Origin of the sequence: Bacteroides rodentium JCM 16496 (assembly GCF_000614125.1) — a bacterium.
GTDB classification, from domain to species: Bacteria; Bacteroidota; Bacteroidia; order Bacteroidales; family Bacteroidaceae; genus Bacteroides; species Bacteroides rodentium.
Genome location: NZ_BAKJ01000059.1, coordinates 1 through 20,295, shown reverse-complemented (window position 1 = coordinate 20,295; position 20,295 = coordinate 1). Strand labels below are relative to the sequence as shown.

Sequence of the window (20,295 nt, the reverse complement as noted above, 5' to 3'; positions counted from 1 at the left end):
ACTCTTCACTGTCATAAAAACAAGAAAATAGAAAAAAATCAAGGCAAATTGTATGAAGTAATCATTTTATTTCATTAATTTGTAGCCTAATGTAACCCGAACGGAGGAACCCGTTTCTAAAAAAGTAAATACAATGACGGACACTCATGACACTAATCTCCCCGAAAAGCCGGTGGAATTAGAAGAAGAAAAGAAGGCAGCAGAGGTTTCTGAACCGGCAACAACAGAAACTCCCGCTGAAGAAATCGTTTCGGAAAAGCCGGTAGAGCCAGTTCAGAAGCTCACGAAAGAGGAAATACTTGCCAAACTCAAAGAGGTGGTTGCAGACGTGGAGAACGTGGCAAAACCTGAAATAGACGGTTTGAAGCAATCTTTCTACAAGCTGCACAATGCTGAGCAGGATGCGGCCAGAAAACTGTTCATTGAAAACGGAGGCGCCGCGGAGAACTTTGTTCCACAAACAGACAGTGTGGAGGAAGAGTTCAAGAATATCATGTCCGTCATCAAAGAAAAAAGAAGTGCACTCACAGCCGAACTGGAGAAGCAAAAGGAAATGAACCTGCAGGTAAAGCTTTCCATCATCGAAGAGCTGAAGGAGCTGGTTGAATCTCCAGATGACGCCAACAAAAGCTATACGGAGTTCAAGAAACTACAGCAGCAATGGAACGAAGTCAAACTCGTTCCGCAAGCTAAGGTCAACGAGCTTTGGAAAAACTACCAATTGTATGTTGAGAAATTCTATGACCTTCTGAAACTGAACAATGAATTCCGCGAATACGATTTCAAGAAGAATTTGGAAATCAAGACACATCTCTGTGAAGCTGCCGAAAAGCTGGCGGATGAAGCGGATGTAGTTTCAGCTTTCCATCAGTTACAGAAGCTACATCAGGAATTCCGTGATACGGGACCGGTAGCCAAGGAACTACGCGACGAAATCTGGGCACGTTTCAAAGCTGCCTCTACAACCGTAAACCGACGCCACCAGCAACATTTCGAAGCGTTGAAGGAAGTGGAACAGCACAATCTTGACCAAAAGACTGTAATTTGCGAAATCATAGAAGCCATTGACTACAAAGAACTGACAAACTTTGCTTCTTGGGAGAGCAAGACGCAAGAAGTCATCGCACTTCAAAACAAATGGAAAACCATTGGTTTCGCTCCGCAAAAAATGAACGTGAAGATTTTCGAACGTTTCCGCAAAGCGTGCGACGAGTTCTTCCGTAAAAAGGGAGAGTTCTTCAAGAGCCTGAAGGAAGGTATGAACGAAAACTTGGAAAAGAAGCGCGCCTTGTGCGAAAAAGCAGAAGCTCTGAAGGACAGTACCGACTGGAAAGCAACCGCCGATGAACTGACTAAACTTCAGAAAGAATGGAAAACCATCGGCCCGGTAGCAAAGAAATATTCGGATGCCGTATGGAAACGTTTCATCTCCGCTTGTGACTACTTCTTCGAACAAAAGAACAAAGCCACTTCTTCACAGCGCAGCGTAGAGCAGGAAAATCTGGAAAAGAAAAAAGCCATCATCGAGAAACTGAATGCTATCGATGACCAAATGAATACGGAGGAAGCTACCCAACTGGTACGCGACCTCATGAAAGAGTGGAACGGCATAGGACATGTACCTTTCAAAGAGAAAGACCGAATCTATAAGCAATACCACAGCCAGGTAGACAAATTGTTTGAACGCTTCAACATCAGCGCCTCCAACAAGAAGCTAAGCAACTTCAAGTCGACTATCAACTCCATTCAGGAAGGTAGTCCACAAGCCTTTACCGGGAACGTGAGAAGCTGGTACGTGCCTTCGACAATATGAAGAACGAGCTCCAGACATATGAAAACAATCTCGGCTTCCTGACCACTTCTTCCAAGAAGGGAAACAGTCTGCTGACAGAAATCAACCGCAAGGTGGAAAAGCTGAAAGCAGACATCGAACTTGTGAAAGAAAAGATAAAAGTGGTGGATGAGAACATCAAAAACCAAGGATAACGTAACAAGATAGGACTTAATAAAAAAGGAACCCGCCCCTACAGCTATGCAGCCGTGGGGGCGGGTCTACTTTTTATACACCTTATCAATGATGGAACAGACGGACACCCGTGAACGACATGGCAATACCATATTTATCGCAAGTTTCAATCACATGGTCATCGCGTACAGAACCACCCGCTTGGGCAATGTAGTCTACTCCACTCTTATGGGCACGCTCAATATTGTCTCCAAAAGGGAAAAATGCATCCGAACCCAAAGAAACACCTTTCAATGTATCCAACCAAGCCCGTTTTTCTTCACGGGTCAGCACTTCAGGTTTCTCCGTAAAGAACTGCTGCCAAACACCGTTAGCCAGCACATCGTCATGGTCTTCACTGATATAGACATCAATCGTATTATCACGGTCGGCACGGCGGATTTTCTCTACCCAGGGCAAATTCAACACCTTCGGATGCTGGCGTAAATACCAAATGTCGGCCTTGTTACCCGCCAAGCGAGTACAGTGAATACGGCTCTGCTGGCCGGCACCAATACCGATAGCCTGACCGTCCTTCACATAGCATACTGAATTCGACTGCGTATATTTCAAAGTGATAAGCGCTATCATCAAATCACGTTTCGCTGCTTCCGGAAAATTCTTATTCCGAGTAGGAATATTCGCAAAGAGTTCATCTCCATTCAGCTTTATCTCATTACGTCCCTGCTCAAACGTGATACCAAAGACATCCTTATGTTCAATCGGGGCAGGCTTATAGTCGGGACTTATCTGAATCACATTGTAAGTTCCTTTACGCTTCTCCCTCAAGATAGCCAGTGCTTCGTCCGTATACCCCGGAGCAATAACGCCATCCGAGACCTCGCGGTTAATAAAACGTGCAGTAGCCTCGTCGCACACATCACTCAAAGCGATAAAGTCACCATAGGAAGACATACGGTCGGCACCGCGGGCACGCACATATGCGCAAGCAAGCGGAGAGAGCGGAAGATTATCCACAAAATAAATCTTCTTCATTGTCTCGTTGAGTTCCAAGCCGATGGCGGCACCCGCCGGACTGACGTGCTTGAATGAAGTTGCAGCAGGCATACCGGTCGCTTCTTTTAGTTCCTTTACCAACTGCCATCCATTCAAGGCATCCATAAAATTAATATACCCCGGACGTCCATTCAAAACCTCAATAGGTAACTCCCCCTCCTGCATGAAAATGCGAGCCGGCTTCTGGTTAGGGTTACAGCCGTACTTCAGTGCTAATTCTTTTGCCATAAAATTCTGCTTTAATGTTGAAATGCTACAAATTTACAGAATATTTCCGGCTTACAGAAGCCTTGTCACTGAATTTGCCACCGAATGCCTGCACTGAAATTTTCGTACATGGTCGAAAAGCAACAAAAAAACCCACTAAAACTTGCGATTTTAGTGGGTTTTTGACTTAAATAAGCTGTAAGGTAGTTGGGCTACCTGGATTCGAACCAGGAATGACAGGACCAGAATCTGTAGTGTTACCATTACACCATAGCCCAATTGTTGTTATTTCCGTTTTGCGGTTGCAAAGATACAAAGATTTCTATAAATCAAAACAAAAACGAGTATTTTTTTCGCAAAAAACTGATAAGATACCGTAATCCAAAGGATTATATAACTAAAAAAAAATCAAAAATTGAAAGAGTTTTCCTCTTTTGCGTGTTTGATATGAGAAATCAACGTATATTTGTCAACTGTTTTAATATAATAATGTATAATGAACGAAACGAAGAAACTGATTCAACAGATAACAGAAGGTATTCAAGATAAAAAAGGAAAAAAAATCGTCATCGCAGATCTGACAAAAATCGACGATACAATATGCAATTATTTCGTCATCTGCCAAGGAAACTCTCCCAGCCAAGTGACAGCCATTGTAGAATCCATCAGGGACTTCACACGCAAGGGTGCCGATACCAAGCCCTTTGCCGTAGACGGGCTGCGCAATGCCGAATGGGTAGCTATGGACTACTCGGACATATTGGTGCATGTCTTCCTGCCTGAAACAAGGGAATTCTACAATCTGGAGCACCTATGGGCAGACGCCAAATTAACTCAAATTCCTGACCTCGATTAATCAAAACGTATGGACAATAATACCAACAAGAAACCCAATAAAGTGAATATGCCCAAGTTCAACCTGAACTGGCTGTATATGATTATAGCAATGATGTTGCTGGGGTTGTACCTGACCAATGAAAGTGGTACGGCAACTAAAAACATCTCTTATGATGAATTCCAGCAATATGTACGAGACGGTTATATAAGCAAAGTCATCGGCTACGACGACAATTCTGTCGAAGCATACGTCAAACCCCAGCACGTAGGAAACGTATTTCGTCAGGACTCCAGCCGCGTAGGCAAGAATCCGCTTATTACGACCGAGGCCCCCTCACGCGAGAGCCTGGGTAATTTCCTGCAAAAGGAAAGAGACGAGGCCCACTTTGACGGCTCCATCAACTACGAAAAAAAGCGGAACTACTTCGGTGCCATTTTGTGGCAGATTCTCCCCTTTGCATTCCTTATCGGTTTCTGGATTTTCATGTCCCGCCGCATGAGCGGTGGTGGAGGCATGGGCGGAGGTGGAGGCATCTTCAGCGTAGGAAAGTCCAAGGCCCAATTGTTTGAAAAAGGTTCCCCCATCAAGATTACATTCAAGGATGTGGCAGGACTTGCTGAAGCCAAGCAAGAGGTAGAAGAAATTGTCGAGTTCTTGAAAGAGCCCCAGAAATATACCGATTTGGGAGGTAAGATACCCAAGGGCGCCTTGCTGGTAGGTCCTCCGGGAACCGGAAAGACCCTGCTTGCAAAGGCCGTGGCCGGAGAAGCCAACGTACCTTTCTTCTCTTTGGCAGGTTCCGACTTTGTGGAAATGTTTGTCGGCGTGGGAGCTTCCCGTGTCCGCGATTTGTTCCGCCAAGCAAAGGAAAAAGCGCCTTGTATCGTGTTCATTGACGAGATTGACGCTGTAGGGCGTGCCCGTGCCAAAGCAGCCGCTATGGGTGGCAACGACGAGCGCGAGAACACATTGAACCAGTTACTGACCGAGATGGACGGTTTCGGCTCCAACAGTGGTGTTATCATCTTAGCCGCCACCAACCGTGTGGACGTTTTGGATAAGGCATTGCTGCGCGCCGGACGTTTTGACCGCCAGATACATGTAGACCTACCCGACCTTAATGAGCGTAAGGAAGTATTCGGTGTACACCTGCGCCCCATCAAGATAGACAATAGTGTGGATGTAGATCTTCTGGCACGCCAGACTCCCGGATTCTCGGGGGCAGACATTGCCAATGTATGTAACGAAGCAGCTTTGATAGCCGCCCGCCACGGCAAAAAGTTTGTCGGAAAGCAAGACTTCCTGGACGCTGTAGACCGCATTGTGGGTGGGTTGGAAAAGAAAACCAAAATCACTACCGAGGCCGAACGCCGTTCCATTGCCATACACGAAGCCGGCCATGCCAGTATCTCCTGGTTACTGGAATACGCCAATCCACTGATTAAAGTAACCATTGTACCCCGTGGACGCGCTTTGGGCGCGGCTTGGTATCTGCCGGAAGAACGGCAAATCACCACCAAGGAACAGATGCTCGATGAGATGTGTGCCACCTTGGGAGGACGTGCCGCCGAAGACCTATTCTTAGGTAGAATATCCACCGGAGCCATGAATGACTTGGAACGCGTGACCAAGCAGGCGTACGGTATGATTGCCTATCTGGGTATGAGCGAAAAACTCCCCAACCTCTGTTACTATAATAATGAGGAATATTCCTTTAACCGCCCGTATAGCGAAAAGACTGCGGAACTGATTGACGAAGAAGTGAAGCAGATGGTCAACGAACAGTACGAACGTGCCAAGAAAATATTGTCCGAAAACCAAGAAGGACACAACCGGCTGGCACAACTGCTGATTGACAAAGAAGTAATCTTTGCCGAAGACGTTGAACACATCTTTGGGAAACGTCCATGGGCTTCCCGTTCGGAAGAAATCAGTGCAAACAAGACTGCTGCCGAGCTGAAAAAAGCGGAGCAAGAAGAAGAGCAAAAAGCCATAGAAGCAGAAAAGGAAGTCAAGGAAGAAGAAGAAAAGCATGAAAAATAACTTTATCCAACGTGCCGTTACCGGCGTGTTATTCGTCATAGTATTGGTGGGCTGTATTCTTTACAGCCCCCTTTCGTTCGGTATACTGTTCACCATTATCAGTGCACTGAGCGTACATGAGTTTGCCCAATTAGTCAGCAAAAGCGGCGAAGTAAGCATTAACAAGACCATCACTGCATTGGGAGGAGCCTACCTTTTCCTTGCATTAATGAGTTTCTGTACCCAGCAGTCTGTAGGAGCACGGGTATTCCTTCCTTATTTGGGACTATTGCTCTACATGATGATTACGGAACTTTACCTCAAGAAAAAGAATCCGACGGGTAACTGGGCCTACTCCATGCTAAGCCAATTGTACGTGGCACTCCCCTTTGCCCTGCTGAACGTACTTGCTTTTCAGAATTCCCCGGAAACGGGCAGTGTGACCTACAACCCTATTCTACCGCTTTCCATTTTCGTTTTTATCTGGTTGAGCGATACAGGTGCCTATTGCGTAGGTTCGCTGATAGGCAAACACCGTCTGTTCGAACGCATCTCACCTAAAAAATCCTGGGAGGGCAGCATCGGCGGTGGAATATTCTCCATCGTTTCCTCTCTTGGCTTTGCACATTTCTGTCCTTTTATGCCAGGATGGCAATGGGTAGGTCTGGCAATCGTTGTCGTCATTTTCGGCACTTGGGGCGATCTGACCGAATCACTCATGAAACGCCAATTGGGCATTAAGGATTCCGGTAACATTTTGCCGGGGCATGGAGGGATGCTCGACCGTTTCGACAGTGCCTGATGGCAATTCCTGCAGCAGTTGTTTATCTATATGCCTTGACGATGTTCTAACGACGGCTCACATGACCAAACTTACATAAAACAAATATAAAAAGAGCACCCGGGCAAGATGAATGACATCAAAATCCCGGGTGCTCTTTCTAACTATATACTCTCGCAAACTCTTTCTTACTTCAACTGCATATTGGACAAATCCACATTAGTAGTCAGCTTTTCATTACTCCCCGCAGTTTTCAAATCAAAGGTTACTTCCACCTCTCCATTCTCTTCTGAATTGAGTTTCAACTTGATGCCTTTGGCTTCAGAAGGGATGTCCAGACTGTTCAAGTTATAGGAGACAGCACCAGGACTACGACGTCCCGTCAGGTCATCATAGTCGTTATAGCGGAGTTCCAAATGGACGTATCCATCTTCGCCATACAAAGCATCATCTTCTTGCGGACGCACCAGGCTGATGCGGTGTTTATTATCAGCCGAAGATGGCAGATTCTGCATGAAAAAAATGTTCATATAGCCACCACTGATGGTAATATCGCCTTTATATATAAGCACGGGGTCATTACCAAATTCCTCTTCGGTTTCGGGAGTCAGCGTCTCCACCTCTTTCGTCAAGACGTTCTGCAGATGCAGCAGCTTCACAGCATGGTCATATCCTGCATAGTTGTCCCATAAAGGATTGAACATGGTAATCACACGCTGCCCATCCACGGCAGCATACCACCCAATGTCCGTATTTACCGGCCAGAGTGTCCCCCAGACATCGCAGTTTAAATAAAAGGCATTTCCCGTAACACGCACAGTGGCCCACAAAGGCGGGGTAAAATCACCCAAAGAATATCCGTCGTTATCATCACATGATTGCAAAGCGGGCATCACTGCCAAACATATTGCCATAAATAACCAATGTAGCTTTTTCATAATCAAAGTTCTTTTCATTTGTTTCTGTATAGAAAATACAAAAGCCGGGCATTTACTGCACCGGCTTTCCCCATTTTAACAAATTCTTAATTTTTCGACTATTCCTCCCTGCTCCTCCTCAACAATGCCACCATCTTGCGGGCAGCATGTTTGGGTGCCCCTGCCTCTCCCAGACGGGATGCCATATACTCATATCCCTCGAGCATCTGACGGCGGTATTCCTTATCGTACAAAATGCGGTTCAGCTCCGAGCGTACCTGCTCTACCGTCATGGTATCTGCAACCAGCTCTTTCACCACCTCCCGGTTGGCTATGAGATTGACCAGGGAAATGTACTTCACTTTCAGTATATGCCGTTTCAGGAAAGCGATAACCTTCCCTATCGGAGTATGGTAACATACCGCTTGCGGCACACGAAACAGAGCTGTTTCCAGCGTTGCCGTCCCCGAAGTGACCAGTGCAGCCTCTGCCTGCCTCAACAAAGGGAATGTCTTGTTGAAGATAATCTTCACGTCCACCCCACCCACATAACGTTTGTAATACTCGGGGGAAATACCCGGAGCACCGGCCAGCACCAGTTGATAATCGGGAAAAGAAGCTGCCGCACGAAGCATGTCGGCAGATTGTCCTTGATTTCCTGCTTGCGGCTACCAGCCAGCAGAGCAATAACGGGTTTGGCCGAAAGTCCGTTTGCCCGGACAAAGTCGTCGAATGTCTCTGAGCTGGAAGCAAGAAAAGCCGTCACTTCATCCACTGTCGGATTGCCGACATAATGTATCGGATACCCGTGCTTCCCTTCAAAAAACTCCACCTCGAACGGTAGGATGGAGAACAGCTCATCCACATCCCGTTTAATATTCTTGATGCGGTATTCCTTCCATGCCCAAATCTTGGGAGAAATATAATAAAAGACAGGAATCCTTGTGTTGGCATGGACAAACTTGGCTATATCCAGATTAAAGCCCGGATAGTCCACCAAAATCAGCACATCCGGCTGCCACGCAACAATATCCTCCTTGCAGCGCTTCATATTGGCAAAGATGGTGCGCAGATGCAGCAATACGGGAATGAACCCCATATACGCCAACTCTTTGTAATGCTTCACCATCACACCGCCCACTGCAGCCATGAGGTCGCCTCCGAAGAAACGGAACTCCGCTTGCGAGTCCTCCTCCTTCAATGCAGCCATCAGATGGGAGGCATGCAGGTCGCCGGAAGCTTCACCGACAATCAAGTAGTACTTCATATCAATTGACAATTGATAATTGACAATGGACAATTCATAGTTGATAAGGGGCCTGCGGGTTGCCTGCACAGCAATTGTCAACTTTCAATTGTCAATTGTCAATTAATTCAGAACCATGTTTTCAGTTCATCAATCAGGCCGTATGCCGTTGCATCCACCGTGGTCGGGGTAATTGCCACATAGCCGTTGTCGAGTGCCCAATGGTCATTCTTCTCATTTTCGGCATCGTTGTTCTCAAACTCGCCGGTCAGCCAGTAGTAATGGGCATCTCCTCTATGGGCAAAGTTTTCCCATTCATTGGTCCATTGCCCCTTGGTTTGTTCGCAAATCTTCACACCCTTCAATTCTTTGGTATCGGGGAAGTTGACATTGAGGCATGTCAACGGAGGGAGTCCTTTCTCCAATACCAGCCGGGCTATCTCGCGGATGTAAGGACCTGCAGGCTCAAAATCAGCGTTCGGCTCATGGTTGCAAAGGGAGAATCCGATGGAAGGCACTCCTTTCAGGCATCCCTCTATCACAACGCCCATCGTACCGGAATAATGCAGGTTTACAGAAGAATTGTCGCCGTGGTTGATGCCGCCTACCACCAAGTCGGGCTTACGGTCGAGCACCGTATGAAAAGCCAGCTTCACACAATCGGTCGGCGTACCGGAACACTTGTATACCGTCAGCCCAACATCCTTACGGACCAACTGGTAGTGGATAGGTTCCGTTACAGTCAGCGCACACGCACTTCCAGAGCGGGGTGCATCCGGCGCCATTACCACAATCTCGCCCAGCGGACGGAGGAATTTGATTAACTCGCTAATACCTTTCGCAATGATGCCGTCATCATTGGAAATCAATATCAAAGGTCTCTGATTTTCCATAACTTTCTTTTTTATTATCGTGCAAAAGTAGCTAAAAAGGCTTTAAACAGAATACTACAAAGATAATAATTCTTTTGTATTCAAAGATATTTTCAGAAAAGGCTAACTTTGTACCGACAATAATTGGAATATAATCATTCATAAAATCCATGCTATAATGAACACTTTTTGCCATTCTACCATTGCTGCACGCATCGAGACGGCAGCTGCCGCAATTATTCTGTTTCTAACAACCCTGACAAGCTGTGGCAGGAGCAGTTCTCCCGAGCCACTTGACCAATGGAATGACGGGACATCTACGCTTCACACGGCAGACCCGGTCATTGCAGAAGGCCGGAAGCTCTTCAACGACAAAGAATACCAAAATTTCCGACTCACCGGAGAAGCCCTCACACAACCCGGCTCCGAAGCAGGCCTCCTCTTTCATACGGACGGCGAGTCCGGTTATGAAGTGATATTCCGTAACGGAGACATCGACGGCACACGCAAGAGCGGCTCACTCGCCTCGGTGCGCAACCTCTATCGCTCACTCGCAAAAGATGGAGAATGGTTTGACTTCGAGATAACCGTACGCGGACAAAACATCATTGTCTGCATTAACGGAACCGAAGTTGTTTGTTATACCGAACCCGGACACCCATATCGCACAGAGGAGCACGCCCGGCAACTGCTGAGTCAAGGTTCCATTGCCCTGCAAGGCATACACGGCGAAGTGTCATTCCGGAATCTCGCCATCGAACAGCTTGCCAAGGAGGCACGCAACGAAGCCGACACGCTTGCTCCGGTAGACGAGCGCACGGATGAGATAATCAGGCTACAGCAGCACGATTTCCCAGTTATAGACTATCACGTTCACTTGAAAGGAGGGCTGACGAAGGAAATGGCACACGCCATGTCCATGAATTACGGTATCAACTATGGTGTCGCCCCCAATGCTGGAGAAGGAGGCGTAGGACGTATGCTGGCCGATGACAAAGAAGTGTACGACTATTTTAATGAAGTAAAAGGGATGCCATTCCTGTGCGGTGTACAAGGTGAGGGACGCAAATGGACGGCAACTTTCTCGCAGGAAGCCTTGGGGATTTTCGATTACCTGTTTACCGACGCCATGACCATCATAGACCACAAGGGACGTAATTCGCGCATCTACCGGGCCGAAGAAGCACTCTTTGATGACATTACGCTTGAACAGTATATGGGCCACCTTGTCGACCAAACAGTCCTGATTCTGACCAACGAGCCTGCCGACATTTATGCCAACCCTACCTTCTTGCCCGATACTATGGCACATGATTACGACAAGTACTGGACGGACGGACGCATTGAACGCGTATTGGATGTATTGCAACAACATGGAATCGCTCTGGAAATCAATGCACGCTACCGGATTCCCAGTTTCGAGATTATCCGTCGCGCCAAAGCACGTGGAATCAAATTCACATTCGGTACAAACAATGTCGATGCCGACTTCGGACGACTGGAATACTGCGCCGAAGCCATCAAGCAATGCGGCCTCACAGCCGACGATATATGGTTCCCGTCGATGAGCACACGCCGCTCCCGCCCCATTGTCATATACAACCGATTCGAGTAGCAGGGAACAACCGCTGTCATCTTCACCAACAGAAACGATACACCTATGGACATTCTTCTCATCATCTTGGGCATCCTCTGCCTGATTGTCGGATTGGCAGGCTGCATCCTGCCTATGATTCCGGGACCGCCCGTAGCCTATGCAGGCTTGTTGCTTCTACATTTCACGGACAAGGCGCAGTTTTCCACCACGCAGTTACTTTTATGGCTGGCAGCAGTCGTCCTTGTACAGATACTGGATTATTTCGTCCCGATGCTGGGCAGCAAATACAGCGGAGGCAGTCGGTGGGGAACGCGCGGCTGCCTCATAGGCACCATCGTAGGGTTGTTCTTCATGCCTTGGGGCATCATCCTCGGCCCCTTTCTCGGAGCCTTTGCCGGCGAACTGATGGGAGGCAGCAAGACAGACCAGGCCTTGAAATCGGGGCTGGGCTCGCTGCTTGGATTCTTGCTGGGCACAGTAGTGAAATGTGTGATGTGTGCGTACTTCTGCTGGGAGTTCGTCAAAGCCTTGGTCTGACACCAGCTCCTCTCCTTCTGCCCGGGAACAACTTATCCCCCGACCATCTTCCACACGGTAGTCCATCTGCATGAGATGTACATCTCGAGCAACATGAGATGCACGTTTCAAACAACACGAGATGTACATCTCATGCAAGTAGAGAGAATAGTCCAAGCCAATGTCTTCCATTGGTTTACAAATCTTAATCTTCTGCAAGCGAGACAAAAAATCAGCTTCATTTCAAGATAAATACGTATATTTGCCCACTAAACAGAGAAAGAACGCTTTACGCGCAATTTACAAGAAGAAAAACAGCGGTAAACGTCTGTGAGTTATTAACAAAACAGCCGACTTATCAACCGTTTTTGCAATCTTTCTCCAAATTTGTAGGCGCTATCCGGAATTATCACTTATTTCGCTGCCAATAAATATTGAGATTATGGGAAAAATAATTGCTATGGCTAACCAAAAGGGTGGTGTAGGCAAGACTACGACGACAATCAACCTCGCAGCCTCACTCGCCACGCTTGAAAAGAAAGTGCTCGTTGTAGATGCCGACCCGCAGGCCAATGCCTCCTCAGGATTGGGTGTGGACATCAAGCAGTCGGAATGTACTATCTACGAGTGCATTATTGACCGTGCAGACGTACGCGAGGCCCTTCATGACACGGAGATAGACACACTGAAGGTAATCTCCTCCCACATCAATCTGGTAGGTGCCGAAATAGAGATGCTCAATCTGAAAAACCGCGAAAAGATACTGAAAGAAGTACTCGCTCCGCTGAAGAATGAGTTTGATTATATCTTGATAGACTGTTCCCCGTCTTTGGGTCTGATTACGGTCAACGCACTGACTGCCGCCGATTCGGTAATCATCCCCGTACAAGCGGAATATTTTGCACTGGAAGGCATCAGCAAATTGCTGAATACCATTAAAATCATCAAGTCCAAGCTGAACCCTGCCCTCGAAATCGAAGGCTTCCTGCTGACGATGTACGACTCGCGTCTGCGCCAGGCCAACCAGATTTACGATGAAGTGAAACGCCACTTCCAGGAATTGGTATTCAACACCGTCATCCAGCGCAATGTGAAACTGAGCGAAGCTCCCAGCTACGGCCTGCCCACCATTCTCTATGACGCAGACTCAACCGGAGCCAAAAACCACATGGCACTTGCCAAGGAATTGATAAGCAGAAACGAAAAGAAGTGATTATAGTGGTCAGTGATTAATGATTAGTGATAAATACCATATTTACAATGCACAAACAAATCATCCCGTATGGTTAAATTGTAAATTGTAAATCGTCAAATAGTAAATAAACAGATGGCACAAAGAAATGCATTAGGACGCGGGCTGGACGCCTCTTCTCCATGGATGAAGTAAAGACCGAAGGCTCCTCCTCTATCAATGAGATAGAGCTGTCGAAGATTACGGTCAATCCCAATCAGCCCCGTCATGAATTCGACCCGGTTGCGTTGCAGGAGTTAGCTGATTCCATCTCCGAAATCGGCATCATACAGCCCATCACCCTGCGCAAGCTTAGCGACGACGAATACCAGATTATCGCCGGCGAGCGTCGTTTCCGCGCTTCGCAGCTTGCCGGACTGACCAGCATCCCCGCCTATATCCGCACTGCAGATGACGAGAACGTCATGGAAATGGCGCTCATCGAAAACATACAGCGCGAAGACTTGAACTCCGTAGAAATAGCCCTCGCTTACCAGCATCTGTTGGAGCAATATGGACTGACGCAAGAGCGCCTCAGCGAACGCGTAGGCAAGAAGCGTACCACCATTGCCAACTACCTGCGCCTGCTCAAACTGCCCGCTCCCGTCCAGATGGGACTGCAGAACAAGCAGATAGACATGGGACATGCCCGCGCGTTGGTGACGCTGGGCGATCCCAAACTGCAAGTGAAGATTTTCGAAGAAATCCTGGAACACGGGTATTCCGTACGCAAAGTGGAAGAAATCGTAAAGTCACTGAGCGAAGGCGAAACCGTGAAGAGCGGCGGTCGCAAGATTGCCCCCAAGCGCGCCAAACTGCCCGAAGAATTCAATATGCTGAAACAGCAGCTCTCGGGCTTTTTCAGTACCAAGGTGCAACTCACCTGCTCGGAGAAAGGAAAAGGCAAAATCAGTATCCCGTTCAATAACGAAGAAGAATTGGAACGTATCATCGGCATTCTTGATACGCTGAAGAAATAAATGAGGAAAAAAGGAAGAATATATCAGTTAGCCATTGCCCTGCTGCTCTGTTTTTTACAGATGGCAGGGATTGCTATGTATGGTCAGGACCGTCCACGTGCCGCTTCCAAGCGTGCGCAGCGGCATCAGACCGATACACTCAACACCGTGGTGAACCGGGACAGCCTCGCTGTTGCCGACAGCCTTGCAGCCGAAAACAAGCGGAAGATGCTGGAAATGACTGCCAGCCCCGACCTGAAGGAACAGCCCGTGCCTACAGACAGTCTGCAAAAGGCCATCGACCCCAAAAGGTGGGTACCTAATCCCACGAAAGCCACCTGGCTTGCCCTCGTCATTCCCGGCGGTGGACAAATCTACAACCGCAAGTATTGGAAACTGCCCATCTTCTATGGAGGATTTGCCGGTTGTGCCTATGCCCTTACATGGAACAGCAAGATGTACAAGGACTATTCGGCCGCCTACAAGGATGCCGTAAATGGTAATTTCAACTCCAGTACCATTACCGACTTGCTGCCTCCCAACTATAACTATACTGAGAGCCAGCTGACGGAGACACTGCGGAAGCGTAAGGACACCTTCCGGCGATACCGCGACTTGAGCATCTTCGCCTTTATCGGTGTATACCTGCTGTCCGTTGTCGACGCATACGTAGACGCAGAGCTGTCCAACTTCGACATCACCCCCGACCTCAGCATGAAAGTGGAACCTGCCATAATCAACAGCCAGATGACTGGTTCCTCTAATAAGAACGTCGGCGTGCAATGCAGTTTCCGATTCTAAAAACGAAAATTAAAGCATAAATTATTACCTATGATACACAAGGCCATATATATGAAAAGAATTATCCTCGGTTCCTCGCTTCTGTTTTGCGCCCTCTTCACCGCTCCGGCCATGCATGCGCAAGAAAGCGTGGAAGTGCTTATCCGCGAAAACGGTACAGAACGCCAGGAATCCATCGAGCTGCCCAAAAGCATGACCTATCCGCTGGACAGCCTGCTCAATGACTGGAAAGCCAAGAATTACATAGACCTGGGAAAAGACTGCAGCACCTCTACCGTAAACCCGATGTTCAGTGATTCTGTATACATAGACCGGTTGTCGCGCATGCCGACCGTCATGGAAATGCCATACAACGAGATTGTGCGTAAGTTCATCGACATGTATGCCGGACGCCTGCGCAATCAAGTTGCCTTCATGCTGAGCGCCTGCAACTTCTATATGCCCATCTTCGAAGAAGCACTGGATGCCTACGGCCTGCCGCTCGAACTGAAATACCTGCCCATCATAGAATCCGCTCTCAACCCTTCTGCCGTATCCCGCGCAGGAGCTTGCGGACTATGGCAATTTATGCTCGCCACCGGAAAGATATACGGACTGGAAAGCAACAGCCTCGTAGACGAGCGCCGCGACCCGATAAAAGCTACCTGGGCGGCAGCACGCTACCTGAAGGATATGTATGACATTTACAAAGACTGGAACCTGGTGATTGCCGCCTACAACTGCGGTCCGGGCACCATCAACAAAGCTATCCGCCGCTCAGGAGGGAAAACCGATTACTGGGAAATCTACAACTATCTGCCCAAAGAGACACGTGGCTACGTGCCCGCCTTCATTGCCGCCAACTACGTAATGACCTACTACTGCAAGCACAACATCTGCCCCATGGAGACTGACATTCCCGAGGCTACCGATACAGTGCAAGTCAGCCGTAACCTTCATTTCGAGCAGATTTCCGACCTATGCGGCATCAGTCTGGACCAGATAAAAAGTCTGAATCCCCAATTCAAGAAAAGCATCATCCCCGGAGAGAGCAAACCGCAGACACTACGCCTCCCCATCAACTACATCAGTGCGTTCATTGACAAGCAAGACACCATCTATGCCCACCGCAGCAACGAACTGTTCAAGAACCGCAGAGTCGTGGCCGTTTCCGATACACGCTCGACGGCACGTAGCAGCAAAGGCAGTACCGCTACGGGGAATGTCACCTACCACAAGATACGCAGTGGCGAGAATCTCGGCAGCATTGCACGGAAATACGGCGTCACTGTCAATCAGTTAAAAAGTTGGAATGGATTGCGCAGTACCAGAATCTCCGCAGGAAAGCGCTTGAAGATTTATAAATAAAGACATAAACGCTTGCCCGGTGTTGAAAATTGCTTATTTTTGCAAAAAGTGAAGTGAAGAAAGGAGAAAGCAGTATATGGAAGAAAATATAAGTCAGAAGGAAAAGGAAAAAGCCGAAGAGGAAATGATCGAACAGGCATTCCAAGAACTGTTGAACGACTATTTGGCCACCAAGCACCGCAAGCGCGTCGAAATAATAACCAAAGCATTCAATTTTGCCAACCAGGCGCATAAGGGTATCAAGCGTCGTTCCGGCGAGCCCTACATCATGCACCCCATTGCTGTGGCAAAGATTGTCTGCAATGAGATAGGACTGGGGTCTACTTCCATATGCTCGGCATTGCTGCACGATGTGGTGGAGGACACCGACTACACCGTAGAGGATATCGAAAACATCTTCGGCCCCAAAATCGCCCAGATTGTAGATGGGCTGACAAAGATTTCCGGAGGTATCTTCGGCGACCGTGCCTCGGCGCAGGCGGAGAACTTCAAGAAGCTGCTGCTCACCATGTCCGACGATATCCGGGTTATCCTCATCAAGATAGCCGACCGTCTGCACAACATGCGTACACTCGGCTCCATGCTGCCCAACAAGCAGTTCAAGATTGCAGGCGAAACACTCTACATTTATGCCCCGCTCGCCAACCGCCTCGGCTTGTACAAAATCAAGACAGAGTTGGAAAACCTGAGTTTCAAGTACGAACATCCGGAAGAGTACCACGAGATAGAAGAGAAACTGGAAGCCACCGCCGTGGAGCGCGACAAGGTATTCAATGAGTTCACCGCTCCGATACGGGCGCAACTGGACAAAATGGGACTGAAATACCGTATCCTTGCCCGTGTAAAGTCCATCTACTCCATCTGGAACAAAATGCAGACCAAGCATGTCCCCTTCGAGGAAATCTATGATTTGCTCGCTGTCCGCATCATCTTCGAGCCCCGCAATATAGAGGAGGAGCTAAACGACTGCTTCGACATTTACGTCTCCATATCCAAGATATACAAGCCCCACCCCGACCGCCTGCGCGACTGGGTGAGCCATCCCAAAGCCAACGGTTACCAAGCCCTGCACGTCACCCTTATGGGTAACAACGGGCAATGGATTGAAGTACAAATCCGCAGTGAACGCATGAATGACGTTGCCGAACAAGGCTTTGCCGCCCACTGGAAATACAAAGAAGGCGGAGGCAGCGAAGATGAAGGCGAACTGGAGAAATGGCTGCGTACCATCAAGGAAATTCTGGACGACCCGCAACCGGATGCCATTGATTTTCTCGATACCATCAAACTGAACTTGTTTGCATCGGAAATTTTCGTCTTCACCCCGAAAGGCGACCTCAAGACCATGCCGCAGAACTCTACGGCACTGGACTTTGCCTTCTCCTTGCATACCGACATCGGCAGCCACTGCATCGGCGCCAAAGTAAACCACAAATTGGTTCCCTTAAGCCACAAGCTGCAAAGCGGTGACCAGGTAGAGATATTGACCTCCAAATCGCAACGCGTGCAGCCGGAGTGGGAAGTGTATGCCACCACCGCCCGCGCCCGTGCCAAGATTGCCGCCATCCTGCGCAAAGAGGCGAAAGCCTATCAGAAAGAAGGTGAAACCATACTGAACGAATTCTTCAAAAACGAGGATATACGCATAGATGAGGCCGCTCTGGACAAGTTGACCAAGTTGCACGGCTTCCACACCCGCGACGAGCTGCTCGTTGCCATCGGTAACAAGCGGGTTGTGCTGGGCGATGCCGACAAGAACGTGTTCAAGGAAAAGCAGAACAGCAACTGGAAGAAGTTCCTGACCTTCTCCTTCGGTAACAAGGACAACAAGGATGCCAAAGAACAACCGGAAGAGAAAGCACCGCAAGAGAAAATCAACACCAAGCAGATTCTGAAGCTGACGGAAGAGACCATCTCAAAGAACTATATTATGGCCGACTGTTGCCACCCCATTCCGGGTGACGACGTACTGGGATACATCGACGAGCAAAACCGTGTTGTCATCCACAAGCGCCAATGCCCCGTTGCCACCCGCCTTAAGAGCAGCTACGGAAACCGTATCATCGCCACCGAGTGGGACACTCACAAGGATTTGTCGTTCCTCGTCACCATATATATAAAAGGTATAGACAGCATGGGATTGCTGAACGAAGTAACTCAAGTCATCTCCCGCCAGCTCAACGTGAATATCCGTAAACTGACCATCGAAACCAACGACGGCATCTTCGAAGGAAAGATACAACTCTATGTACACGATGTGGACGACGTGCGCACTATCTGTAATAACCTGAAGCAGATACAGAACATAAAACAAGTGACGAGAGTAGAGGAATAAACGGAATGGTATTCTACTTCAGTCCTTGAATATTTTCCTTCAAGCTCTCCACATCCTCGTAGGTAAACTCATCCAATGCCAGTTTCATGCCTACCAGTTCTTCGCGGATAGCTCTCAGGCGATCTACGATTTCAAAGTTGCGTATCGTAGCTTCTTTATTGTCTTTCATCCGTTGGCGGGCGCCGGGCAAGGTCATTCCGCGCTCCTTCACCAGATGATAGATAAGTTTCACTGTCTCTACATCCTCCTTGGTATATTGGCGTACGTTTCGGCCTGCCCTCTTGGGTTTGAGTTGCGGAAACTCTTTCTCCCAAAAGCGCAGCAATGATTCTTCTACATTGAGCATACGCGCCACTTCGCCAATGGAGTAATATAACTTCAAATTCTTGTCGGTATTGAGCATAGCATTTCTAACCTTAAAATCTTATTATCCGAAGCAAAGATAGAGAAATAGAATTTAATCCGTACATTTATAGCAATCAAAAAAAGACGAAGCCACGTTATGAAAGATCGAAGTAGAAACCAGTGTACTCCATCTTAAAAAATAACTAATATTTTTCTCTGAACGACAAGTTTTGTCGTCCTACCTCTTTATATTTGTCTGCAAGAAAGATAAATCAAAAAGATATGGGCAAAAAATTAGAAGGCTTGCAACGCATGTTGATTATCATCAACAAGCTGAAAGGCATGCAACGATACGTATCACGTGAGGAACTGGAGGACTACGTAACCCTACGCATGGAGGAAAGAAACGGTCTCCCCGTAGACCTCCGTACCCTGCAACGTGACTTCAACGAGATAGAAGAACTGTTCGGCATCCGCATCCGTTTCGACAAAAAACAGAATGGTTACTACATCGACGAAGAAGATGACTTAAAGAAAGAGCAATACGACCGCTTATTGCTAAACTTCGATTTGCTGAATGCCATTGACCACACCGACAATCTACATACCTATGTACTTGCTGAGCATCATCGTCCTGCGGATAGTGCTTGCCTGCCATTACTGATAAAAGCCATCAAGTTTTCCCATCCCGTCACCTTCACTTATACATATGTACGTGAAAGAGGAATGACACGCAACAAAAAAGTCCTGCCCCATTATCTGAAGGAGGACCAGCAACGCTGGTACCTCTTAGCCTACGATAATGGTACGTTGAAAACTTTCAGCACAGCATATATCCGCGAATTGCGCATCATCTACGAAGAAACGTTCAAACGCGATATGAATATATCTGTAAATGATTTATTTAAAGACAGCTACGGCATCTGGAACCAAACGGACATTCCTGTAGAGGATATAGAACTAAGTTACGATGCCTTGGACGGAGGTTTCCTCAAGTCCGTACCTTTACATCCTTCCCAGGAAATTATTGTTGACAACGAAGATGAATTCCGTATTCGTCTGCGCCTCCGCATCACCAACGACTTCGTCATGGCATTGCTGTCACGCAGCCGTTCATTGACGGTCGTCCAGCCGGTGCATTTGAGGGAACGGGTAAAGGAGGTGTATAAGAAAGCACTTCAAAGGAATTCTCCATAGACCAAGAAAACTATATTCCAAAACAATATCCCCATTTTGAGTTTGATAATCAACCTAAAGTC

13 protein-coding genes, 1 tRNA gene and 4 pseudogenes are annotated in these 20,295 nt (G+C 47.9%); 12 read left to right on the top strand and 6 right to left on the bottom strand.

Annotated features, from left to right (window positions below):
* The first annotated feature begins 133 nt into the window (after nt 1-133).
* A pseudogene (locus JCM16496_RS18555) lies at nt 134-1,986 on the top strand (DUF349 domain-containing protein).
* A gap of 85 nt (nt 1,987-2,071) precedes the next feature.
* On the opposite strand, the gene JCM16496_RS18550 reads toward JCM16496_RS18555, so the two are convergent.
* Both JCM16496_RS18550 and JCM16496_RS18545 read right to left on the bottom strand, forming a co-directional pair.
* Nucleotides 2,072-3,250: a phosphoribosylaminoimidazolecarboxamide formyltransferase gene (locus tag JCM16496_RS18550; RefSeq protein ID WP_025836089.1), complete on the bottom strand. Its 1,179-nt coding sequence runs from the start codon at nt 3,248-3,250 to the stop codon at nt 2,072-2,074.
* Between the two features lie 186 nt (nt 3,251-3,436).
* Nucleotides 3,437-3,507: transfer RNA gene (locus tag JCM16496_RS18545), tRNA-Gln, on the bottom strand.
* A gap of 218 nt (nt 3,508-3,725) precedes the next feature.
* On the opposite strand from JCM16496_RS18545, the gene rsfS reads away from it, so the two are divergent.
* From rsfS to JCM16496_RS18530, 3 genes and pseudogenes are all read left to right on the top strand, one after another.
* Complete coding sequence (gene rsfS, locus JCM16496_RS18540; RefSeq protein ID WP_005824036.1) at nt 3,726-4,085, top strand: ribosome silencing factor; 360 nt, start codon at nt 3,726-3,728, stop codon at nt 4,083-4,085.
* A gap of 9 nt (nt 4,086-4,094) precedes the next feature.
* Nucleotides 4,095-6,110, top strand: coding sequence for an ATP-dependent zinc metalloprotease FtsH (gene ftsH / locus JCM16496_RS18535; protein WP_025836088.1), 2,016 nt, complete (start codon nt 4,095-4,097; stop codon nt 6,108-6,110).
* Nucleotides 6,100-6,941 (top strand): annotated as a pseudogene (locus JCM16496_RS18530) (phosphatidate cytidylyltransferase). Before ftsH ends, JCM16496_RS18530 begins: the two are co-directional and overlap by 11 nt.
* A gap of 117 nt (nt 6,942-7,058) precedes the next feature.
* Here JCM16496_RS18530 and JCM16496_RS18525 read toward each other — a convergent pair.
* The 3 genes and pseudogenes from JCM16496_RS18525 to surE form a co-directional block, all read right to left on the bottom strand.
* The gene (locus JCM16496_RS18525; protein ID WP_025836087.1) at nt 7,059-7,808 is read right to left on the bottom strand and encodes a NigD1/NigD2 family lipoprotein; all 750 of its coding nucleotides are present in this window, start codon (nt 7,806-7,808) and stop codon (nt 7,059-7,061) included.
* A gap of 98 nt (nt 7,809-7,906) precedes the next feature.
* A pseudogene (gene lpxB / locus JCM16496_RS18520) lies at nt 7,907-9,054 on the bottom strand (lipid-A-disaccharide synthase).
* A 107-nt stretch (nt 9,055-9,161) separates the two neighbouring features.
* Nucleotides 9,162-9,926 carry a 5'/3'-nucleotidase SurE gene (gene surE / locus JCM16496_RS18515; protein WP_025836086.1) on the bottom strand — a complete coding sequence of 255 codons (765 nt, stop codon included), beginning with the start codon at nt 9,924-9,926 and terminating at the stop codon, nt 9,162-9,164.
* Nucleotides 9,927-10,083: 157 nt separating this feature from the next.
* Between surE and JCM16496_RS18505 the strand changes: the two genes are divergently transcribed.
* From JCM16496_RS18505 to JCM16496_RS18475, 7 genes and pseudogenes are all read left to right on the top strand, one after another.
* Nucleotides 10,084-11,520: a DUF1080 domain-containing protein gene (locus JCM16496_RS18505; protein WP_025836085.1), complete on the top strand. Its 1,437-nt coding sequence runs from the start codon at nt 10,084-10,086 to the stop codon at nt 11,518-11,520.
* Nucleotides 11,521-11,565: 45 nt separating this feature from the next.
* Complete coding sequence (locus tag JCM16496_RS18500) at nt 11,566-12,039, top strand: DUF456 domain-containing protein (RefSeq protein WP_005824051.1); 474 nt, start codon at nt 11,566-11,568, stop codon at nt 12,037-12,039.
* Between the two features lie 421 nt (nt 12,040-12,460).
* Nucleotides 12,461-13,231, top strand: a complete 771-nt coding sequence (locus tag JCM16496_RS18495; RefSeq protein WP_008665665.1) for a ParA family protein — start codon at nt 12,461-12,463, stop codon at nt 13,229-13,231.
* A gap of 114 nt (nt 13,232-13,345) precedes the next feature.
* A pseudogene (locus JCM16496_RS18490) lies at nt 13,346-14,229 on the top strand (ParB/RepB/Spo0J family partition protein).
* A complete protein-coding gene (locus tag JCM16496_RS18485) occupies nt 14,230-15,009 on the top strand; it encodes a DUF5683 domain-containing protein (protein WP_025836084.1) in 780 nt (259 codons plus the stop codon).
* A 51-nt stretch (nt 15,010-15,060) separates the two neighbouring features.
* Nucleotides 15,061-16,356 carry a lytic transglycosylase domain-containing protein gene (locus tag JCM16496_RS18480; protein ID WP_370448300.1) on the top strand — a complete coding sequence of 432 codons (1,296 nt, stop codon included), beginning with the start codon at nt 15,061-15,063 and terminating at the stop codon, nt 16,354-16,356.
* A 76-nt stretch (nt 16,357-16,432) separates the two neighbouring features.
* Nucleotides 16,433-18,691 carry a RelA/SpoT family protein gene (locus JCM16496_RS18475; protein ID WP_025836083.1) on the top strand — a complete coding sequence of 753 codons (2,259 nt, stop codon included), beginning with the start codon at nt 16,433-16,435 and terminating at the stop codon, nt 18,689-18,691.
* Nucleotides 18,692-18,704: 13 nt separating this feature from the next.
* Here JCM16496_RS18475 and JCM16496_RS18470 read toward each other — a convergent pair whose 3' ends face one another.
* Complete coding sequence (locus JCM16496_RS18470; protein WP_025836082.1) at nt 18,705-19,094, bottom strand: MerR family transcriptional regulator; 390 nt, start codon at nt 19,092-19,094, stop codon at nt 18,705-18,707.
* Between the two features lie 224 nt (nt 19,095-19,318).
* Here JCM16496_RS18470 and JCM16496_RS18465 point away from each other — a divergent pair, with 224 nt between their 5' ends.
* Nucleotides 19,319-20,233 carry a helix-turn-helix transcriptional regulator gene (locus tag JCM16496_RS18465; RefSeq protein ID WP_025836081.1) on the top strand — a complete coding sequence of 305 codons (915 nt, stop codon included), beginning with the start codon at nt 19,319-19,321 and terminating at the stop codon, nt 20,231-20,233.
* Nucleotides 20,234-20,295 lie beyond the last annotated feature (62 nt).

Excerpts from the sequence above, each read along its gene's own strand:
- JCM16496_RS18470 (WP_025836082.1), bottom strand. The coding sequence starts at position 19,094 with ATGCTCAATACCGACAAGAATTTGAAGTTATATTACTCCATTGGCGAA.
- JCM16496_RS18495 (WP_008665665.1), top strand. The coding sequence starts at position 12,461 with ATGGGAAAAATAATTGCTATGGCTAACCAAAAGGGTGGTGTAGGCAAG.
- JCM16496_RS18525 (WP_025836087.1), bottom strand. The coding sequence starts at position 7,808 with ATGAAAAAGCTACATTGGTTATTTATGGCAATATGTTTGGCAGTGATG.
- JCM16496_RS18465 (WP_025836081.1), top strand. The coding sequence starts at position 19,319 with ATGGGCAAAAAATTAGAAGGCTTGCAACGCATGTTGATTATCATCAAC.
- JCM16496_RS18505 (WP_025836085.1), top strand. The coding sequence starts at position 10,084 with ATGAACACTTTTTGCCATTCTACCATTGCTGCACGCATCGAGACGGCA.
- rsfS (WP_005824036.1), top strand. The coding sequence starts at position 3,726 with ATGAACGAAACGAAGAAACTGATTCAACAGATAACAGAAGGTATTCAA.
- JCM16496_RS18475 (WP_025836083.1), top strand. The coding sequence starts at position 16,433 with ATGGAAGAAAATATAAGTCAGAAGGAAAAGGAAAAAGCCGAAGAGGAA.
- ftsH (WP_025836088.1), top strand. The coding sequence starts at position 4,095 with ATGGACAATAATACCAACAAGAAACCCAATAAAGTGAATATGCCCAAG.
- JCM16496_RS18500 (WP_005824051.1), top strand. The coding sequence starts at position 11,566 with ATGGACATTCTTCTCATCATCTTGGGCATCCTCTGCCTGATTGTCGGA.
- JCM16496_RS18550 (WP_025836089.1), bottom strand. The coding sequence starts at position 3,250 with ATGGCAAAAGAATTAGCACTGAAGTACGGCTGTAACCCTAACCAGAAG.
- JCM16496_RS18485 (WP_025836084.1), top strand. The coding sequence starts at position 14,230 with ATGAGGAAAAAAGGAAGAATATATCAGTTAGCCATTGCCCTGCTGCTC.
- surE (WP_025836086.1), bottom strand. The coding sequence starts at position 9,926 with ATGGAAAATCAGAGACCTTTGATATTGATTTCCAATGATGACGGCATC.
- JCM16496_RS18480 (WP_370448300.1), top strand. The coding sequence starts at position 15,061 with ATGAAAAGAATTATCCTCGGTTCCTCGCTTCTGTTTTGCGCCCTCTTC.